Genomic DNA, 18,737 nt, shown 5'->3' on the forward strand with positions numbered 1-18,737 from the left:
GTTCATCTGGAGATATCATGTCCAAACGCCCATCCATCAGTTTCGCCAAATTTGCGCCGGTAGAAAGCGGCACTGCTGTCCTGCTCGCCGCTGCTGAAGGCAAGTTTGCTGCGGAAGCCGAATCCGTTGTTGGACCAGCTTTGCTGTCGCGTATCATCGATGTCTCGGAATTCAAGGGAAAAATAGCCGCGGGCTTTTCCACGATCGCGCCGGCGGGCACGGAATTGGAACGCCTTGTACTTGTCGGCTGCGGCGATCCGGCGAAGCTGAAGGGCGACGATTGGCTGAAAATCGGCGGCGCCGCCCTTTCGAAGATCGGGGTCGCAAAGCACGTAACCGTACTTCTGGCGTTGCCTGATGCACAGATTTCTGCGGAGAACGCGGCCGACTTCGCACTTGGCATGCTGCTTCGTTCTTACACGTTCGACAAATACAAGACAAAACGCGGCAAGGACAACGGCGAGGAGAAGGAAGACAAATCGCCGGCCAGGATCACCATACAGGTGGCGGACGCCGGCGCGGCGAAAAAGGCCTATGTCAGCGCCGAGGCAGTTGCCGAGGGTGTCATCCTGGCGAGGGACCTCGTCAATGAACCTGCCAACATCCTCGGGCCTGTCGAGTTTGCGGAGCGTGTCGAAGAGTTGAAGAAGCTTGACGTCAAGGTGGAAATTCTCACCGAGAAAGACATGAAAAAGCTTGGCATGGGCTCCCTGCTTGGCGTGGCACAAGGCTCGGCGCGTCCGGCGCGTCTTGCCATCATGGAGTGGCACGGCGGAAAGGGCAAAGACAAACCCATCGCTTTTGTCGGCAAGGGCGTCACTTTCGATTCGGGTGGTGTTTCCATAAAGCCTGCCGCCGGCATGGATGAAATGAAGGGCGACATGGGCGGCGCGGCGGCCGTGACAGGGCTCATGCATGCCTTGGCCTCGCGCAAGGCCAAGGTGAATGTCGTCGGTATCATCGGTATCGTCGAAAACATGATCAACGGCGATGCCCAGCGCCCGGGAGATATTGTCACCTCCATGTCCGGCCAGACCATTGAGGTCCTCAATACCGATGCAGAGGGCCGCCTGGTCCTTGCCGACGCGCTCTATTATTGCAATGAGCGCTTCAATCCGAAATTCATGGTCAACCTTGCGACCCTGACCGGCGCGATCATGGTGGCGCTGGGTGTCTATCGCGCCGGACTCTTCTCCAATGACGATACCCTGGCCGAACAGCTTTTCGATGCTGGGCAGTCAACGGGGGAGAAGCTGTGGCGCATGCCGCTCGGCGAAGAATATGACAAGCTGATCGACACCAAAAACGCCGACATGAAGAATATTGGCGGCCGCCACGGTGGTGCAATCATCGCCGCCCAGTTCCTCAAGCGTTTCGTCGGCGAAACCCCTTGGGCCCATCTCGATGTTGCCGGAACGGCAATGGGCGCGCCAGCGACGGAGTACAGCCAGTCCTGGGCATCGGGATTTGGCGTGCGCCTGCTGGATCGGCTGATTCGAGATCATTTCGAAGGCTAGATCGCGTGGAGGTCAGGCTCTACGGCACCGAGGAGAGCGTCTACACGCGCATTGTACGGTTCGTTCTCCTGGCCAAGCAGGTTGAGTTCGTATTCGTCGATGCCAATCCCTTCGAAGGGGGCAGCCTGCCGGAAGGTTACGATCTCCGGCACCCCTTCAAGCGGATCCCGGCATTGGAAGTGGATGGCACTGCCTTCTATGAGACAGATGCCATCGTCCATTATGTCGATGCGGTCACGGTTCCAAAACTCACGCCCGGCAATCCTGTTGTCGCAGCGCGCATGCGCCAGATCATGCGTGTTGTCGACAATTACGCCTATGCAGCGCTGGTCTGGGGAATTTATGTTCCAGTCTGGTGGCGTGAAGGGCTTGAACCTGCGCGCGAGGCGGTAGCTCAGGCACGCCATGTCCTCAATGTCCTTGAGGGGTTTGCCGAATCATCACCCGACGCCGGCTTCAACGAGCCGACATTGGCGACGTACTATCTTGCAAGCGTTCTCGCCGCGGCCGACAGCGTGGCGCAGGGGACGGCTCTGATTGACGAACGGCCCCGCTTGCGCGAATGGTGGAACAGCTTTCGAACAACGCCAATCATGACGGCTACCAGATCGAAACATACGAAATTCTGACCTTGGGCGATAATGACCGACATTCTCTTCTACCACCTGACCGAATCGACACTGGAGAATGCTCTGCCTGGACTGGTCGAGCGGTCCCTGGAACGGAAATGGAAGGTCGTCATTCAAACCGGTTCCGAAGAGCGCCGCGACAGTCTCGACAATCTCCTGTGGACTTGGACCGACGCCTCCTTTCTCGCGCATGCCACCGATCAGGAACCGTATCCGGAGGAACAGCCCATCATACTGACGACCAGCGACGCCAATCCAAATGGTGCAACCGTGCGGTTCTTGGTTGATGGTGCAGAGCCCCGGAATGTCGAGGCCTATGAACGTCTCGTCCTGATGTTCGATGGTCACGACCAGCAACAGCTGGAACAGGCGAGGGCGCAATGGAAATTGTTGAAGACAGCGGGCCATTCGCTGACTTACTGGCAACAGAACGCCGAAGGGCGGTGGGAAAAGAAAGCTTGAGATGCGTCTGTTCCTTTTGCTCCTGCTGATCGTTGGGCTCTTGCTTGGACTGGGATATCCATGGGCCAACACGCATTTTTCCGGTGAGGAGATCGGTTCGTGGCGTGTCTACGATCGTTCCGGCCCCTACAGGCCCGTCACCGTCCATCTGCAGCAAGGCGATGCGCCGGTACGCGCGTTCGTCGATATGCAACCGCTGCGCAATTTCATCCCGACAGAAGGCCGTACGGCGCTTACGGCGGTGGTGACGCGGCAGGGCAGGGACATTCTGGTCGAGACCTTGAGCTATGCCAGTTCCAAGGCAGCCAACAAAGGCTCGCCACAGGGACCGCAGGTCTATCGCGACAGCATCGGTGACATCGATACCGTTGCGGATGGCGATTATACCATCACGATTGGTCCCGGCGATTACGATGGTCTCGAAGTGGCACAGGTCGACCTTGTCCTGCGCCGGGATGTCGTCAAGGCTGACTGGCGTGTCGTGTCAGGGGGTATTGCCCTGACTGTCATCGGCATTGTCGGCCTCATCCTCTTGCGCCGCAGGCGCAGGTCGGCGGCTAAGGAGGCACCTCCTCAACCAAAGTGGGGCAGGTGAATGGCTGATCAGGCTGGCACTTTTCCGACGATCCTCACCGAGCGGCTGCGTCTGCGCCAGTTCGAGTCGAGGGACGATATCGGTTTGCACGCTTGCCTTGGCGACGACAAACTCATGCGCTACTGGGATTTCACCGCCTGTGATTCCATTCAGGAAACGCGGCGCTGGGTACGCATCCTTGCCAAGACGACATCGCCATACGAGGCACTTGCCTGGGCCGTTGCGGACAGGAAAACCGATGAATGCATCGGTATGGTGAACTACCACCATCGTGAGGCACGCAACCACAGGCTGGAAATAGGATATATCCTCAATGCCGAATGGCACGGGCGCGGCCTGATGGGCGAGGCAGCCCAGGCAATGCTGTCCCATTGCGTGGACAATCTGAGAGCCCGCCGGATAACGGCGATCATCCACCCTGACAATACGCCCTCTATCAAGCTTGTCACTCGTCTTGGATTTGAGTGTGAGGGGGGACCGCTGCGCGATTACTGGCACGTCGGCGGCAAATATATGAGCCCGATGCTCTACAGCTTCATCGCTCCGCGCTAGTGCGGTCTATATTCTCGCCTTTTCCGTAATGCTATAGGCGCATCGCCGCGCACCTTTGAGAATGTGTTCCAAACGCGTGACTTCGACGTCGGGTCCGAGCGCGGCCTGAAATACCTCGAGCTCCGATCTGCACAATTTCTGGCAGGATCTGGCTGCCACGCAGATTGGGCAGTGATTCTCGATCAATGTGAACGCGCCGCTTTCATCGCGCCCGGCCTCGGCCATATAACCTTCTTCCGACCTTATCTCCGCAAGACGGTTGACTTTCGCCTCGATACTGGACGTTGGCTCAAGAGCTTCACGGTATTGAGCCAGCGTCGACTTTTCCCTGTGGGATATGAGCCGGTCGAGCCCATCCTCGCCAAAAACCGCAGAGACGGAAGCAAGGATATCTGCCGTCAAGCCCGCGTGATTATCGGGAAATTGCCCGTTTCCGGCATCCGTCAAGTGCCAGAACCGCTTCGGCCTGCCTACAGTCTCACGGCTGTCTTCGAAATCAACGAGGTTATCTTCGTGCAGCCGGGCCAACATTTGCCTTATCGCCACGGCAGTGACTCCAAGCCGGTCTGCCAGAGCAGCTGCGGTCTGCGGGCCAGAAACCTTGAGCGAATAAAGCATGCGATTTGTCGTGCGATCCTGCATGGGCATAAGATAGCAAGATTAATTTAAAAAGCTATTGCTTGTTTTATTGGTCGAATATAACAATAAAAAACTTGTTAAATGAGGAAATACCATGAACGACAAGCAAGAAGAAGCCGGCGGCACCAGCTGGTCGGAACTCCTGAGCCCCTCATATTCGGCGGCAATCTTGACGTTATGTCTCGGCGTTGCCCTCTTTGCCTTCAACGGTTTCCTGGTCTCCACCTCACTCCCGACGGCGGTACGCGAAATTGGTGGACTTGAGCTGATATCCTGGGCTTTTACGCTCTACCTTGTCCTTTCCATTGTCGGTGGCGCCAGTGGTGCATTGCTGAAGGCGCGCGTGGGCGCGAGGACAGCACTTGTGGCGTCAGCGCTGGTTTTTCTTGCTGGCACCCTACTTGCGGCCTTTGCCGGTTCAATGACCGAAGTCCTGGTCGGGCGCGCACTGCAGGGATTGGGCGAGGGCATCATTGCCGCCATCTGCTACGCGCTCATCCCCGAACTCTTTCCATCGCGGCTGGTCGCCAAGGTTTTCGGCGCAGAGGCCGTCGTTTGGGCCGTCGCCGCCTTCGGTGGACCACTGATTTCGGGTCTGCTTACGGAACATCTGTCATGGCGCGCCGCATTCCTTGTCAATGTGCCTCTGGCCCTGATCTTTATCGCGCTGGTCTTTCTCATCGTGCCGCGGTTTTCGGGCGAGGTCGCTCGCCTTTCCGTACCGTTCCTGCGGCTGGCTGCCATCGGCTGCGGCATCATGCTGGTTGCGCTGGCCAGCATAATGCAGGTGGTTGCAATGGAAGTGTTGTGCGTCGTCGGTGCCGCGGTAGTCCTGGCCTTGGTCATTGTCGTTGACCGGCGCAGCCGCACACCGCTTTTCCCGTCCGACGCCTTCGCGTTCAATTCCACCGTCGGTATTGGCCTGTGGATCGTCCTGCTGATGCCGGTAGCGCAAGCCTCCACCTCGGTCTATCTGGTCATGACACTGCAGGATCTCTGGGACTATGGCCCTACGAAGGCCGGAGCCTTCAGCGCCACCTTCGCTATTGCGTGGAGCACCTGCGCAATCGTCGTTGCCAATATTCAGGATCCGCGTCGTCGTGCGTGGTTGATCCGGCTCGGACCGACGCTGCTCGTTGCCGGCCTCGCCACCATCGTCGCTGGTTTTTCCGTCGACAGGCCGCTTGTCGTGATGCTGGGCCAGATCGCGATTGGAACGGGTTTTGGTGTTAGTTGGGGCTTTCTCAGTCAGTCGGTGATGGAATCGGCGCGCAGTGGTGAGCGCGACCGCGCATCGGCCCTGCTGCCGACCCTGCAGTCTGCCGGTTATGCAATCGGCGCCGCCGTGGCCGGCCTCGTTGCCAATGCCGTGGGTTACCCTGAAGCCACGACACCCGACGCGCTGCGCGACGCGACGATCATTGTCTTCTCGGTATCAACAATCATCGGCCTTGGCGCATTCGCGGCGGGGTTTGCCTTGCCGATGAAGAAGAAGGGTGTACTTCTCACGGCATTGCCAAAGAACTGAAAAGAGGGGATGGCTGATAGCTTTTCGGTTAGCCGTGAAAGGCTCTAGAGATCGGCCATCGCCTCTTCGTATTCGCCAGAAAGCGTCAACCATTCTTCCTCGGCACGCGCCAGTGACGTTTTCGCGTAGCCGATTTCCTTGCCGATCTGCGTCGCCTTGGCGGGCTCGCGCGTGTAGATGGCCGGATCGGCCAGCTGCATTTGCAGGGTGTCGATCTTCTTCTGGAAGCGATGGACCTGCGCTTCGGCCTCCTGGATTTTCTTTTGCAAGGGCTTGAGCGCCTCGCGCTTTTGCGCGGCAAGCTTGCGCTGCTCGGCCTTGGTCAGTTTCTGGCCCTCATCGGCAATGGCCTTGCCGGAACCCGCCCGCTCGGCCTTGGCATCGGCCAGAACAAGGGCACGGTAGGCATCGAGATCGCCATCATAGGGCGCGACACCGCCATCCCGTACCAGCCAGAGCCGGTCCATCGTCGCTTCAATCAGGTGTCTGTCGTGGGCAATCAGGATGACGGCGCCGTTGAAATCGTTCAGCGCGTACATCAACGCTTCACGGCTGTCGATATCCAGATGGTTGGTGGGCTCGTCGAGGATGAGCAGGTTCGGACCATGGAACGTTGCAAGGCCCATCAGCAGACGCGCCTTTTCGCCGCCGGACAGATCCTTGGCCGCGGTGTTCATCTTGACCGTCGCCAGTCCCATCTGCGCAACGCGCGCTCGTACTTTGGCTTCCGGCGCATCCGGCATCAACTTGCGCACATGCTCGATCGCGTTGTCCTCAGGGATCAGGTCGTCAAGCTGATGCTGGGCGAAGAATGAAATCTTGAGATTGGGGGCGACGGTCATCCGGCCACTTTGTAGCGGAAGGCGTCCGCCAATCAGCTTGGCCAGCGTTGATTTGCCGTTGCCGTTCGACCCGAGCAGGGCAATGCGGTCATCGGCATCAATGCGAAGATTGAGGTGACGCAAAACGGGTTTGCCCGGGGTATAGCCCACTTCACCGGTTTCGATTGCGATAATCGGTGACGCCACGACCTTCTCCGGCTCCGGAAAATGAAACGGCTGCACGTGATCTTCGATGACAGCGGCGATCGGCTTCAGCTTCTGCAACGCTTTCAGGCGCGACTGCGCCTGCTTTGCCTTGGATGCCTTGGCCCGGAAACGTTCGACGAACGCTTCCATGTGCTTGCGCTGCGCTTCCTGCTTCGTGCGCTGCTTCTGTTGCAGTTCCAGCGCTTCCGACCTCAGCCGTTCGAACTGATCGTAATTGCCCTGCCACAGTGTCAACTTGGTCTGGTCAAGATGGATGATCGAATTGACGGCCGAGTTCAGCAGATCCCGATCGTGGCTGATGAGGATGACCGTATGCGGATAACGCCGCACGTAATCCTCGAGCCACAGTGTGCCCTCGAGATCGAGGTAGTTGGTGGGCTCGTCGAGAAGCAGGAGGTCCGGTTCGGCGAAGAGAACCGAAGCCAGTGCCACGCGCATGCGCCATCCGCCTGAGAATGACGAAGCGGGCCGCTTCTGTGCCTCGGCGTCGAAGCCAAGGCCGGAAAGGATGGCGCCCGCGCGCGCTTCGGCCGAATGGGCATCGATATCGGCAAGACGGATGTGGATGTCAGCGATGCGGTGCGGGTCGGCGGCGGTCTCGGCCTCTGCCAGCAATGCCGTGCGCTCGGTATCGGCGGCAAGCACGATTTCGATCAGCGAATCCTCGGTGCCAGGTGCTTCCTGTGCAACCTGACCGATGCGGACATTCTTCGGCAGGAAGAAATCACCGGTTTCCGCGTGAAGCTCGCCGGTGATCACTTTGAACAGCGTGGATTTGCCGGCGCCATTGCGCCCAACCAGCCCCGCCTTCGTGCCGGAGGGTAGGTTCAGGCTGGCGTGATCGATCAGCAGTCGGCCGGCCATACGCACGGATATGTCGTCAAGAATAAGCATGGGCGCGCTTTTGCACGGGAAATGGTATTTCCGCAAGGTATTCGTGATGCATATCTGGTGTGCGCAGTTCGATGCGGCTTACCATGAATTGCAAGTTGGCGATTGGCGTTGCGGCCTCATCCTGAGCTTGTGGCGGGATTTGCATTGCTGGTGATTGGCGTTGCAGGCTACCCATACCCTCATCTTGAGCTTGTCGAAGGGCGCGCCATGCTGATGCAACCACTATGAATAGGGGCGTCCCTCTTCAGTCCGTTGAAACTGGATGAGATCGAAGGATGGGGCCGATTTTCCCAGCGCAGTCAAAATGGCGTGAGCCTGGCCCCTATGGTGCGTCTGGTGATTGAAGAGGTGAGCAAGCGCCGGTGCCAGCCGCTGGCTGATCGTCCGCATGTCGCTGACAGTTGTATAGGTGAACCGCCCGGAAATGGCCGAATGGTCCAGCTTGTTGACCCAGGCGATGATGCGCGCGTCTTCTTTCACCCGTGCCGCGGTCAAATCTTCCAGCTTGTGGAACAGGACCGCATCAAGCGCCTTCGGGGCATCGCCTTCGCCGGTAAAGCGGTAGAACCAGATCCGGTCGGTTACGAGCAGATGGTTGAGTGTGCCATGCAATGACGAAAAGAACGCGTGCATGTCGCGCCGGTACTGGTCATCGTCTAAATCGGCTGCCGCTGCATATAGCCGCTCGTTGGCCCAGCGGTTATAGGCCGCGAACATACGGAAATGCTGTTCCATCACGTTGACTTTCAGTGGATAAGAGCCAGTCTTGCTGACACAATATCTGAAGGAGGGCCTCTTTCCATGGGAATAATTCTGCACGAGCTCGTCGGTGCCGACAAAGGCCGCCCCTTCAGCCCGCATTGCTGGAAAACCGTCATGTCACTGGCGCACAAGGGGCTGCCCTTTGACCGTAACACCATCTCGTTCAAGGACATTCCTCAGCTAGAGAATGGTTGTTCGGCCAAGGTGCCGATCATCCGCGATGGCGAAAGCGTGGTGGCCGATTCCTTCGTCATTGCGCTTTACCTGGAGGACAAATATCCGGACCGGCCATCGCTGTTCAAGGGCGAGGGCGGGCGTGCGATGGCCCGCTTTGTCGAAGGCTACTCGCAGATGATCCTTCATCCTTTCATAAATGTCGTAATCCTCATGCCGGTGCATGACCTGCTCGATGAGCCCAACAAGGCTTATTTTCGCGAGAGTCGTGAAAAGATGTTTGGCCGCAAGCTTGAGGATGTGGCCGCTGAACGCGATGACAAGCGCGCTGCTTTCACCAGGAGCCTCGAACCCATCCGCAAGATGCTGCTGTCACAGCCTTTCATCGGCGGCGACGGACCTCTGTTTGGTGACTATATTGTCTTTGGCGCCTTCCAATGGGTGCGAGTCCTTACACCGTACAGTTTGTTTGATGAGGGCGATCCCGTGCAGGACTGGTTCGAGCGTTGCCTGGATCTCCACGGCGGCATCGCCCGCAAGATCAAGGCTGCGGCGGTATAGCAACCCGGACCCAGTGGCAAAAGATCTATTGGCAAATGGGCCTGCTCCCGCTATAGAGCCGCCACCATTCCCCCTAATGACAAGGTTTTATTCCATGGCAATTGAACGTACTTTTTCGATGATCAAGCCGGACGCGACCCGCCGCAATCTTACCGGTGCCATCACCCAGAAGTTTGAAGAAGCTGGCCTTCGCGTTGTTGCTTCCAAGCGCGTCTGGATGAGCCGCCGCGAGGCCGAAGGCTTCTACGCAGTGCACAAGGAACGTCCGTTCTTCGGCGAACTGGTCGACTCCATGTCCTCTGGCCCAACGATCGTCCAGGTTCTCGAGGGTGAAAACGCCATTGCCCGCAACCGTGAGATCATGGGCGCGACCAACCCGGCAAATGCAGACGAAGGCACGATCCGCAAGACGTTTGCCCTGTCGATCGGCGAGAACTCGGTTCACGGTTCCGATGCTCCTGAGACTGCTGCCGAAGAAATCGCCTACTGGTTCTCGGGTACAGAAATCGTCGGCTGATCCGCGTAACAGTCAAGAAAAAGCCGGGCTTGCCCGGCTTTTTTTATGTTTTGGATTAATCTTGGCGCGCCAAGCGCGCAGTAATCTTCCCGTCTGCATTGTGCAGGAGTAGCTTTTTGGTCGCGCTGTCGATTGCAAAGCTTCGCGTCTGCTCCAGGGCCGAGAAGAACTTTTGCTCCTGATCCATCAGTGCTGGGGCGCACATCATGCGCGTTGCAGCGGCTGGCTTGAATGTGATCTTTGAGCCATCAATCGACGCGCTGGTCATAAAACGGTTGCATCCGCCCGATCCTGAAACAGAGCCGTCGCTCTTGATCATCAGCGTAGTCTGCGCGTAGTCGATGACGCCGCCACCGATGTCTTCGGCAAGCCAGTTTACGTCCGTGGGTTCATCGCTGCGGGCCGACAATGACATGACCAGCAGGGCGAGAACCGCTACGAAGCCGATGATGAGCGATCCTACGGCGATACGATTCATTTGACAGTCGTCCAGCGCTGGAGTGCTTCCTTGTCTTTTGCCTTGGCTTCGACCCAATCGCTTGCCTCGCCGCTGACGAGATGCTGCTTCTTCCAGAAGGGCGCTGCATTCTTCAGGTAATCCATCAGGAAACACGCTGCCTCGAACGCCGCGTGGCGATGTGCGGACGCGGCAACGACAAGCACGATATTTTCCCCGGGTTTGATGAAACCAAAGCGATGCACCACTGTCAGGCCGGTCAAGGTCCAGCGGGCAAGCACGTCCTCGGCGATGCGGCGAATTTCTGCCTCAGCCATGCCGGGGTAGTGTTCGATTTCGAGTGCCGAAATCATTCCGCCCTCGTCGCGGCATAAACCGCTGAAGGTGACGACCGCTCCGATGTCCCGGCGTCCCCTCGTCATGCGGGAAATTTCGGCCGCCGTATCGAAGTCCCCGGTCTGGATGAGAATGAGCGGTTTGACCGTGCTCATGCCTTATCCCCCGGTCATCGGCGGAAAGAGCGCAATCTCATCCGCTCCCTTGATCGGCGTATCGTGATCGACATGTTCCTGATTGATCGCGACGCGAATGACTTCCGGGTATTCGAATGCCGCCTCATATTCTTCGCCGCGTGTCTTCAGATGGGAAAGCAGATCGCCGACCGTCACGATGGACGGCTCAAGGTCGAGATACTCCTCACCCTTGCCGATGCGCTCGCGTACCCAGGCGAAATAGACGAGTTTCGTCATGCTTCAATCCACCACATGTTTCAGTCCTGCCCGGAAATAATCCCAGCCAGTGTACAGCGTTATCAGGGCGGCAATCCACAACAGAATGATGCCGAAGATCGTGATGATCGGCACGATCTTGTCGCCGGCAGGCCCGGCCAGGAGAAACGCAATCGCTACCATCTGGATCGTGGTCTTCCACTTGGCGAGCCTGCTCACCGGCACGCTGACCTTTAGCTCCGCAAGATATTCGCGCAGGCCCGAAACCAGGATTTCGCGGCAAAGGATGATGATCGCTGCCCACAATGTCCAGCCGGCGATTGTGCCATCGGCTGCAAGGAGCAGGAGCACCGCCGAGACAAGAAGCTTGTCGGCAATCGGATCCAGCATGCGGCCAATCGTCGATGTCTGTTGCCATATGCGCGCCAGATAGCCGTCGAAGAAATCGGTGATACTGGCGATCAGGAATATCGCCAGGGCTCCCCATCGGGCTGCGTCGCTGGATTGCAGGCGGCCTTCGAGGAAGAAGCAAAGGACCACAAGCGGAACTGCGATAATGCGGGCATAGGTCAGGATATTCGGCAGTGAGTAGGCGTTGTTTCTGGGCATGTTTCCAACCAATCAAATCAGCGCCGATCAAAGGGGTTCGACCGCGATCAGTCAAGCCAATCAATAACAAGTCGGGCGCATTTATGTCCTGAAATCAGCTATGTACGGAAATGGTCGCGAATTGTTATCGCCATCGCTTCAGATATACCGTCGACCTTCATCAAATCTTCGACAGCGGCCCGTGAAACTGCTTTGGCCGTGCCGAATTGATGCAGGAGCGCACGTTTGCGTGAAGGACCTATTCCGGCAATCTCGTCGAGTGGGTTCTTGACCATTTCCTTCTTGCGTTTGGCCCGGTGTGTGCCGATGGCGAACCGGTGCGCCTCGTCACGCAGCCGCTGCAGGAAATACAGCACGGGATCGCGCGGCGGCAAGGTGAAGGATTGTTTGCCTTCCATGAAGAAGCGCTCGCGACCCGCGTCGCGGTCGACGCCCTTGGCGACGCCGATTGCCGTAACCTTGTCCGCAATTTCCAACTCCTGCAGGATGCCGCGCACGGCGCTCATCTGGCCCTGGCCGCCATCGATGAGGATAATATCCGGCCATGCGGGGAAAGCATCGGAATCGTCGTCGAATTCATCGATCTCGATGTCCTCTGCCGGCACATCCTTGTTCTCCGGCGTGCCGTGCTCCTTCACAAGCCGGCTGAAGCGTCGCTCAATCACCTCGCGCATCATGCCGAAGTCGTCTCCCGGCGTGATCTCGGTCGAGCGTATGTTGAATTTGCGATACTGATTCTTCACGAAGCCTTCCGGTCCCGCAACGATCATCGCGCCAATCGCATTGGTGCCCATGATATGCGAATTGTCATAGACCTCGATGCGTCGCGGTGCCTTTTCCAGGCCGAATGTCTCAGCCACACCCTTGAGCAGCCGCGATTGGGATGAAGTCTCGGCCAGCTGACGGCCCAGTGCCTCGCGCGCATTGCTCAACGCATGTTCGACCAGCTCTCTTTTTTCCCCGCGCTGCGGAACGCTTATCGTCACCTTGCGGTTGGACTTCGCCGTGAGAGCCACGCCAAGCAATTCCTGGTCCTCGACAGTTTCGGAAAGCAGGATCAGCGCCGGGCAGGGCTTGTCGTCGTAGAATTGCGACAGAAACGCACCAAGTACCTCGGCGCCGGAGAGTGATGGGTCTGCCTTTGGATAATAGGCCCGATTGCCCCAGTTCTGGCCCGTACGGAAGAAGAACACCTGGATACAGGTCACGCCACCATCCTGATGGATCGCGAAGACATCCGCTTCTTCCACCGATTGCGGATTGATGCCCGAATGCGACTGCACATGGGACAGCGCCGACAGACGGTCGCGATAGATCGCGGCCCGTTCGAAATCGAGGTCGGCCGAGGCCTCGCGCATGGCGTCCGACAAATGCGTTTTCACTGCCTGGCTCTTGCCGGAGAGGAAGGCCTTGGTCTCGCTGACCAGTTCGTCATAGTCCGCGTCGCTGATCTCACCTGTGCAGGGCCCGGAGCAGCGTTTGATCTGATAGAGCAGGCAGGGCCGCGTCCGGTTCTCATAAAATGAATCGGTACAGGTGCGCAACAGGAATGCCCGCTGCAAGGCATTGATCGTTCGCCCGACCGCGCCCGCAGAGGCAAATGGTCCGAAATAGTCGCCCTTGCTCGACCGCGCACCACGATGCTTGAAAATTCCGGGAGCAAGCCGTCTTTCTATCTGTTTCGGTGCTGTCAGCAAGATGTACGGAAAGGATTTGTCGTCCCGCATCAATACATTGAAGCGCGGCCGCAAGCGCTTGATCAGATTGGCTTCCAGTAGCAGCGCTTCCGTCTCGGTGCGGGTTACGACGAACTCCATCTTCGCCGTTTCGCGGATCATCCTCGCGATGCGGTTATTATGGCCCTGACCACGCGCATAATTGGACACGCGCTTCTTCAGGCTGTGGGCCTTGCCGACGTAAAGAACATCGCCGCCTTCGTTGAACATGCGGTAGACGCCGGGTTTGTTCGGCAGGCGTTTCACCAACGCTGCGATCACATCCGCGCCGCTGGTGCCGTCACTGACGATGGCAGAATCCCACTCGATCGCCCCGATCAACGCGGCGACGTCACGCGTGGGCTCATTGCCGGTCGCGGGTGTTTCTTCCCCGTCTTCCGCCAGCACGATGTCGATGCCATCCTCTCCGACATCATCCGAAAGAGTTTGCTTGGGGCTGGTTGATGGGTTCACCGGATCGTTCATTCTGCTATTCCTGATACATCGGGCGTTTCCCACGCCAGATGTTGACCGCCATCGAGCGCGATCATTTGCCCCGTGATGGATCGCGACTGCCAGAGAAAGCGGATCGTGCCGCCAAATTCTGACAGATCGGGCCCGTGTTTCAACAGGAGTGTGCTGACCTGGCGGTCGAAGTCTGATTGCGTCTGTCTGTGGCTCGGCATTGTTGGTCCCGGACCAATCGCGTTGACACGAATACGCGGCGCCAGTCCTTGCGCCAGCGTTTGCGTTGCCGTCCAAAGCGCAGCCTTCGACAATGTGTAGGACAAGAACTTGGGCGTGAGCTTCCATACCCGGTGATCGATCATGTTCACGACCAGACCGTCCATATCGGAGGGCAGGGCGGCCGCCATTGCATCGGCGAGCAGCACCGGCGCCTTGACGTGAACAGCAAAATGCTTGTCCCAGATTTGATCGTCCGCCAGATTGCCGATGCCATCGTCCTGGAAGGTCGAAGCATTGTTGACGAGCAATTGTACCGGTCCGAGTTGGGCCTGTACGTTACCGATCAGCCGGCGAACGGCAGTGCTGTCCTCCAGATCGGCCTGCACGACACAGGCGGTACCACCCGCCGCATATATGTCGGTGAGAAGTTCTTCGCCTTCATCACGCGAATGGTTGCAATGAATGCCGACGGCAAAGCCGTGAGCCACCAGATCTTCGACAATGGCCTTGCCGATCCGCTTGGCGCCACCGGTTACAAGGACAACGGGTCGGTCAGTCTTCAATGGGTCTTTCCTCAATTTGCGATTCAGCGACGTATATAAGGATCGCCGAGTGAAAGCGCGAGGGCGTAAGGTCAGCAGTGAACAGTTGCAATGGATCGAGCCCGTTGATCGAATTCGCGCTCCTCGTCGCCCGCATCGTGGCAGAATGTCAACGTCAATCGTCAGACAAAAGAAAAAATTAAGACTTTGTTAAGTATATTATATTGCGGTGCAATATAGATTCACTTAACCGAAAATCCGACCCAAATACCGAGACGATTCTATTTTATAGCTATATTCAAAATCAATTGAATTCATTGAAGAATTCTGATTGTTGCACAAAAAACACATCGCATTTCCGCCATTTTCTGGACCGCTTCTTTTCACAGTCCGGAGCGAGTGCCGCCACAATGCGCAGCGAATGTCAGTCTCGTCAAAGCGGACGCAATCTTTGGTTTTCCCCCCGACCAGTGCCCGCTGCGTGTAAAAGAGTTCTAATAAAGGAGATTGCCATGCGCACTCTTAAAAAAATGATCCTCGCTTCGGCCGCAGTGCTGACCCTTTCCGCCCCGGTTCTTGCTGCTGACGCGGTCGTCGAACAGGCTCCCGCTCCAGAAGCCATCGTTGAAGCACCGGTTTCTGACTGGTCCGGCGCCTATCTCGGTGCCTATGGCGGTTACGGCTGGAACAAGCACAAGACGGAAGATGGCAACATCAATGCGGACGGCCTCAAGGGCGGTGCCTATGGTGGTTACAATTTCCAGAACGGCCAGTTCGTATACGGCGGTGAAGCCGATCTTGGTTACTCCGGCGGCGACGAAACCCGCGATGGCGTCAAGGCCAAGCAGGGTGTAGAAGGCTCGGTCCGTGCTCGCGCCGGTATCGACCTCAATCCTGTCCTGCTCTACGGCACAGGTGGTCTTGCCGTGACCAACAGCAAGCTCTCCTCCGCAACGGGCAGCGATTCCAACACACACATCGGCTGGACCGCCGGTGCCGGTGTGGAAGCCAAGATCACGCAAAACATCGTTGGCCGTCTTGAGTACCGCTATTCCGACTACGGCCGGAAGGATTACGATCTCGGCGGTGCTGATGACGTATCCAGCAAGTTGACCACGAATGAAGTTCGTCTGGGCGTTGGCTACAAGTTCTAAGCCGCGTATGTCCCAGAAAAAGCCGGGCAGGCAACTGCCCGGCTTTTTTGTGTCTGGACCCTATTTCGGCAATAGCGCGGCCAATTCCGGATGCAATTCCTCGAAGCGCTTTTGCCAGCGCTTCAGATTCGAGCGGCCTTTTTCCCATTTGCCTTCAAAACGCAGGCTCGCATAGGCGAGGGCGGCTGCCAAAGCGATATGCCCCCCATGGATTTTCTTGCTGAGACGGGGCGGGGCCGCATTCAACTGATCGAGTACGCGGATTGCCTTGCTCCACTGGCGATCGAGCCATGGCTGGTGAATTTTTTCCTCCGGGTGAAACCGGCGCTCGTAGACATGTGCAAGCAACACGTCGCACAGGCCGTCGGCAATGGATTCCAATTGTTCGGCCTCAAGCCGCTTTTCCGCATTGCGCGGGAAAATCCTGTTGCCGGAAACACGGTTCAGATACTGCGTAATTACCCGGCTGTCGAAGATTGCCTTGCCGTCATCGAGAATGAGCGTCGGAATTTTGCCCAAGGGGTTCGCATCGATCAATAGCGCCGGTTCGGCGTTGCTGTCGACCAGAACGGATTCAACCGGAATACCCGCATAAAGAGCGGCCATCCTGACCTTGGTGCTGTAGGGCGAGGCAGGGGAATAGAGAACTTTCGTCACGGTGACGCTCCAGCAATGGCGATTCGATGCCGAACCGTAAACCCACCGCACCGTTTAGCAAACTCCCTATTGTGTTCCCGGCATTTCCACCGATCGTTTCCGGCAGCTTGCGCGTTCCACCTCGGGGCAGATGCGGAAGTTCAGATCCTTGGTCAGGCAGACGCGCACCTCGCGCAAATAATCGCGGTCGCAGGTAACGGCAATTCCGTCGGGCGTGAGGCCAGGATTGGCCGAGACGAAGGCCTGTTCCAGAACGAGCGGATTCACTAGCGGGCGCTGCGTTGGCTGGCGATAGGCTGAAGGGATTGAGACCTGCTCGACCGCCTTTCGTATCAGAGTAAAATAGTCGTCCTGGCTCAGTCCCGTGCAGGAACCATGCTTGCGCCATTCATGCACGACAAGCCCGGTCGACGGCATGATGTCGGAAAGTTGCTTCGCACGGGCAAAGGGGACGTCCCGCGGCTGTGAAGTATCGCAATCTTGCGGGTAGCCGCGTTCATATTGCGGCCAGAGCCCGTGTACGATGAAGCCATAGGATTTGCCGGAGGCGCATTGCTGCCGGTTCGCACTTGGACCCTCGGCTGCGCAATAACTTGGCGACCAGGACAGGGCGAGCACGTAATAATCAAAGCCAGATCCGGCAGGAATGGGTGAAGGTCGCGGCGAAGGGTCCGCTTGATGTTCCGATGGCGGGCTTGAACTGGGAGAGGTGCCATGCGGCCGGTCCTGCTCCCGCAAGTAAGTAAGTACCGTTATGCCAATCAGTGCCGCAAGAAGCACATAGCGCGCCAGTTTGCCGGCTGGCATGGCCTAGGTCCAAGTTTTAGATAGGGTTATTGTCTGCACTCAGTACAGCGTCTTGCACTTGCCGTTGTAGACGTGCCAGCGATCAAAACCGGCGACACAGAACTCGACATTGTTACCGATGCCAACAAAGCCCTGGCCCTCTTCGATGAGATACCAGACAGGGCGCTGGTCGCCATCGGAAAGGTGCGCTGTTGCCCGGCAATAATGGCGGGCCACCGCAGCAAGCTCCGGTTCGCGGCTCGGTTCATACCGGCTTTGCTGCACGTTGCTGAAGTTTACGATCGACACTTGTGGCAGGTAGGGCACATGGTGCACCTGATAGGAGAACCTGCTGACGATGCGGTTGAGAACATGCGACTGACCGCACGTATCGTCATAGGCTGTGCCGCGCGAATAATCAGCCGCCCGTGCCGGCGCGGTGATCGAGGTCAAAGCCAAGCCAACGGCGAAGCCTGCAGCAAGTAGGGACGATACGCGTACCATGATCACTCTCCGTGAATATCTTCCTGGCGACAATCTCAACTAGCACTTACTTGCGGTCAAGTGCGATCTTGCTCGCCGCGGACCCAATCGAGGGTAAAGCCTGCATTCTGTTCCTCACTGAGGATTTTCGACAACGCTGGCAGTATCGTTCGCAGTTCGTCATGGAGCGTGAAGGGCGGGTTGACGATGACCATTCCGGTCCCGTCCAGTCGCGGCTCGGCCGAAACACCACGAATCATCAATTCCGTGCGCATTATCTTGGGTATGCCAGTGTCATGCAGCGCAGCAATGAACCGCCGTACCTCGTTTCGGTCCTTGATCGGGTACCACAGGGCAAACGTTCCCCCGGCAAACCGTTTGTGAGCCCGTACCAGTCCGTCGACGATCCGATCGAATTCGCCCGCCACCTCGAATGGCGGATCAACCAGAACAAGCCCGCGCTTCTCCTTCGGGGGCAGGTGTGCCCCAAGCGCCAGCCACCCGTCGAGTCTCGTTACGCGCACCTGGATGTCACCCTCGAAGACCTCCGACAACAGTTCGGCGTCTTTGGGATGGAGTTCGAGGGCCGACAGCCGGTCCTGGCGGCGCAGCAAATGACGTGTGATCAGGGGTGAACCCGGATAGTGCCGCATCTCGCCATCGGGGTTCTCGGCGCGCACGATATCGAGATAGGGCTGAATGAGTTGGGCGACGCCGGCATCGACCTCTGCATCCAGAAGGCGACCAATCCCGCTTTGCCATTCATTGGTCTTGCCGGCCTCTATGCCTTGCAGGTCATATCGGCCGATGCCCGCATGGGTGTCGACAACGCGGAAGGCCTGGTCCTTGCGCTGCAGATAGAGGACGATGCGCGTCAGTATGATGTGTTTCACCACATCGGCAAAATTGCCGGCATGATAGGCGTGACGGTAGTTCATGGTCTCGCTTGTTTCACGATGTTTGCCCGTTCGCAAGCGCGCAGCAGCATCCTTTAGAATTGTTGATGTTAATCTCGCGATTATGGAATTTGCCGTCTGACA

General features: G+C 57.8%; 23 protein-coding genes. 9 read left to right on the forward strand and 14 right to left on the reverse strand.

Annotated features, from left to right (window positions below; genetic code table 11):
• Positions 1 to 17: 17 nt before the first annotated feature.
• The 5 genes from K9U38_RS10340 to K9U38_RS10360 are packed head-to-tail and all read left to right on the forward strand — an operon-like array spanning position 18 to position 3,755.
• Positions 18 to 1,517 (forward strand): leucyl aminopeptidase, encoded by a 1,500-nt coding sequence (locus K9U38_RS10340; protein ID WP_224494239.1) that lies wholly within the window; start codon positions 18 to 20, stop codon positions 1,515 to 1,517.
• Between the two features lie 5 nt (positions 1,518 to 1,522).
• Positions 1,523 to 2,146 (forward strand): glutathione S-transferase family protein, encoded by a 624-nt coding sequence (locus tag K9U38_RS10345; RefSeq protein WP_224494240.1) that lies wholly within the window; start codon positions 1,523 to 1,525, stop codon positions 2,144 to 2,146.
• Positions 2,147 to 2,158: 12 nt separating this feature from the next.
• Positions 2,159 to 2,608, forward strand: coding sequence for a DNA polymerase III subunit chi (locus tag K9U38_RS10350; RefSeq protein WP_224494241.1), 450 nt, complete (start codon positions 2,159 to 2,161; stop codon positions 2,606 to 2,608).
• A 1-nt stretch (position 2,609) separates the two neighbouring features.
• Positions 2,610 to 3,203 (forward strand): hypothetical protein, encoded by a 594-nt coding sequence (locus K9U38_RS10355; RefSeq protein WP_224494242.1) that lies wholly within the window; start codon positions 2,610 to 2,612, stop codon positions 3,201 to 3,203.
• Complete coding sequence (locus tag K9U38_RS10360; RefSeq protein WP_224494243.1) at positions 3,204 to 3,755, forward strand: GNAT family N-acetyltransferase; 552 nt, start codon at positions 3,204 to 3,206, stop codon at positions 3,753 to 3,755. It abuts the gene before it with no gap.
• Between the two features lie 6 nt (positions 3,756 to 3,761).
• On the opposite strand, the gene K9U38_RS10365 is transcribed toward K9U38_RS10360, so the two are convergent.
• Positions 3,762 to 4,373 carry a helix-turn-helix transcriptional regulator gene (locus K9U38_RS10365; protein ID WP_255607103.1) on the reverse strand — a complete coding sequence of 204 codons (612 nt, stop codon included), beginning with the start codon at positions 4,371 to 4,373 and terminating at the stop codon, positions 3,762 to 3,764.
• Positions 4,374 to 4,488: 115 nt separating this feature from the next.
• Between K9U38_RS10365 and K9U38_RS10370 the strand changes: the two genes are divergently transcribed.
• Positions 4,489 to 5,922: an MFS transporter gene (locus K9U38_RS10370; protein ID WP_224494245.1), complete on the forward strand. Its 1,434-nt coding sequence runs from the start codon at positions 4,489 to 4,491 to the stop codon at positions 5,920 to 5,922.
• A 44-nt stretch (positions 5,923 to 5,966) separates the two neighbouring features.
• Here the strand turns inward: K9U38_RS10370 and K9U38_RS10375 are convergent, their stop codons facing one another.
• From K9U38_RS10375 to K9U38_RS10385, 3 genes are read right to left on the reverse strand one after another with little or no spacing between them, the layout of a single operon-like run.
• The gene (locus K9U38_RS10375) at positions 5,967 to 7,865 is read right to left on the reverse strand and encodes an ABC-F family ATP-binding cassette domain-containing protein (protein ID WP_224494246.1); all 1,899 of its coding nucleotides are present in this window, start codon (positions 7,863 to 7,865) and stop codon (positions 5,967 to 5,969) included.
• Positions 7,852 to 8,040, reverse strand: coding sequence for a hypothetical protein (locus tag K9U38_RS10380; protein WP_224494247.1), 189 nt, complete (start codon positions 8,038 to 8,040; stop codon positions 7,852 to 7,854). The genes K9U38_RS10375 and K9U38_RS10380 overlap by 14 nt, the downstream gene beginning before the upstream one ends.
• 47 nt (positions 8,041 to 8,087) lie before the next feature.
• Complete coding sequence (locus tag K9U38_RS10385) at positions 8,088 to 8,600, reverse strand: DinB family protein (RefSeq protein WP_224494248.1); 513 nt, start codon at positions 8,598 to 8,600, stop codon at positions 8,088 to 8,090.
• A gap of 66 nt (positions 8,601 to 8,666) precedes the next feature.
• Between K9U38_RS10385 and K9U38_RS10390 the strand changes: the two genes are divergently transcribed.
• Positions 8,667 to 9,362, forward strand: a complete 696-nt coding sequence (locus K9U38_RS10390) for a glutathione S-transferase family protein (protein ID WP_224494249.1) — start codon at positions 8,667 to 8,669, stop codon at positions 9,360 to 9,362.
• A gap of 94 nt (positions 9,363 to 9,456) precedes the next feature.
• Entirely contained in the window at positions 9,457 to 9,879 is a 423-nt protein-coding gene (gene ndk / locus K9U38_RS10395; RefSeq protein WP_224494250.1) for a nucleoside-diphosphate kinase, read from the forward strand.
• Positions 9,880 to 9,934: 55 nt separating this feature from the next.
• On the opposite strand, the gene K9U38_RS10400 is transcribed toward ndk, so the two are convergent.
• The 6 genes from K9U38_RS10400 to K9U38_RS10425 form a co-directional block, all read right to left on the reverse strand.
• A complete protein-coding gene (locus tag K9U38_RS10400; RefSeq protein WP_224494251.1) occupies positions 9,935 to 10,357 on the reverse strand; it encodes an META domain-containing protein in 423 nt (140 codons plus the stop codon).
• Positions 10,354 to 10,827 carry a molybdenum cofactor biosynthesis protein MoaE gene (locus tag K9U38_RS10405; RefSeq protein ID WP_224494252.1) on the reverse strand — a complete coding sequence of 158 codons (474 nt, stop codon included), beginning with the start codon at positions 10,825 to 10,827 and terminating at the stop codon, positions 10,354 to 10,356. Before K9U38_RS10405 ends, K9U38_RS10400 begins: the two co-directional genes overlap by 4 nt.
• A gap of 3 nt (positions 10,828 to 10,830) precedes the next feature.
• Entirely contained in the window at positions 10,831 to 11,085 is a 255-nt protein-coding gene (moaD, locus tag K9U38_RS10410) for a molybdopterin converting factor subunit 1 (RefSeq protein ID WP_224494253.1), read from the reverse strand.
• Positions 11,086 to 11,088: 3 nt separating this feature from the next.
• On the reverse strand, positions 11,089 to 11,673 hold the full coding sequence (pgsA, locus tag K9U38_RS10415) for a CDP-diacylglycerol--glycerol-3-phosphate 3-phosphatidyltransferase (RefSeq protein ID WP_224494254.1): 585 nt from the start codon (positions 11,671 to 11,673) through the stop codon (positions 11,089 to 11,091).
• A 98-nt stretch (positions 11,674 to 11,771) separates the two neighbouring features.
• The gene (uvrC, locus tag K9U38_RS10420) at positions 11,772 to 13,730 is read right to left on the reverse strand and encodes an excinuclease ABC subunit UvrC (RefSeq protein WP_370631901.1); all 1,959 of its coding nucleotides are present in this window, start codon (positions 13,728 to 13,730) and stop codon (positions 11,772 to 11,774) included.
• 140 nt (positions 13,731 to 13,870) lie between these two features.
• Entirely contained in the window at positions 13,871 to 14,638 is a 768-nt protein-coding gene (locus K9U38_RS10425) for an SDR family oxidoreductase (RefSeq protein ID WP_224494255.1), read from the reverse strand.
• Between the two features lie 491 nt (positions 14,639 to 15,129).
• Here K9U38_RS10425 and K9U38_RS10430 point away from each other — a divergent pair, with 491 nt between their 5' ends.
• Positions 15,130 to 15,771 carry an outer membrane protein gene (locus K9U38_RS10430; protein WP_224494256.1) on the forward strand — a complete coding sequence of 214 codons (642 nt, stop codon included), beginning with the start codon at positions 15,130 to 15,132 and terminating at the stop codon, positions 15,769 to 15,771.
• Between the two features lie 60 nt (positions 15,772 to 15,831).
• Here the strand turns inward: K9U38_RS10430 and K9U38_RS10435 are convergent, their stop codons facing one another.
• From K9U38_RS10435 to K9U38_RS10450, 4 genes are all read right to left on the reverse strand, one after another.
• Positions 15,832 to 16,428: a glutathione S-transferase N-terminal domain-containing protein gene (locus K9U38_RS10435; protein ID WP_224494257.1), complete on the reverse strand. Its 597-nt coding sequence runs from the start codon at positions 16,426 to 16,428 to the stop codon at positions 15,832 to 15,834.
• A 66-nt stretch (positions 16,429 to 16,494) separates the two neighbouring features.
• Positions 16,495 to 17,235 (reverse strand): ribonuclease T2 family protein, encoded by a 741-nt coding sequence (locus tag K9U38_RS10440; protein WP_224494258.1) that lies wholly within the window; start codon positions 17,233 to 17,235, stop codon positions 16,495 to 16,497.
• Between the two features lie 39 nt (positions 17,236 to 17,274).
• Positions 17,275 to 17,718 carry a hypothetical protein gene (locus K9U38_RS10445; RefSeq protein WP_224494259.1) on the reverse strand — a complete coding sequence of 148 codons (444 nt, stop codon included), beginning with the start codon at positions 17,716 to 17,718 and terminating at the stop codon, positions 17,275 to 17,277.
• Positions 17,719 to 17,774: 56 nt separating this feature from the next.
• The gene (locus tag K9U38_RS10450) at positions 17,775 to 18,635 is read right to left on the reverse strand and encodes a 23S rRNA (adenine(2030)-N(6))-methyltransferase RlmJ (RefSeq protein ID WP_224494260.1); all 861 of its coding nucleotides are present in this window, start codon (positions 18,633 to 18,635) and stop codon (positions 17,775 to 17,777) included.
• Between the last annotated feature and the right edge of the window lie 102 nt (positions 18,636 to 18,737).

Source organism: Phyllobacterium lublinensis (genome assembly GCF_020164435.1).
Classification (GTDB): Bacteria; Pseudomonadota; Alphaproteobacteria; order Rhizobiales; family Rhizobiaceae; genus Phyllobacterium; species Phyllobacterium lublinensis.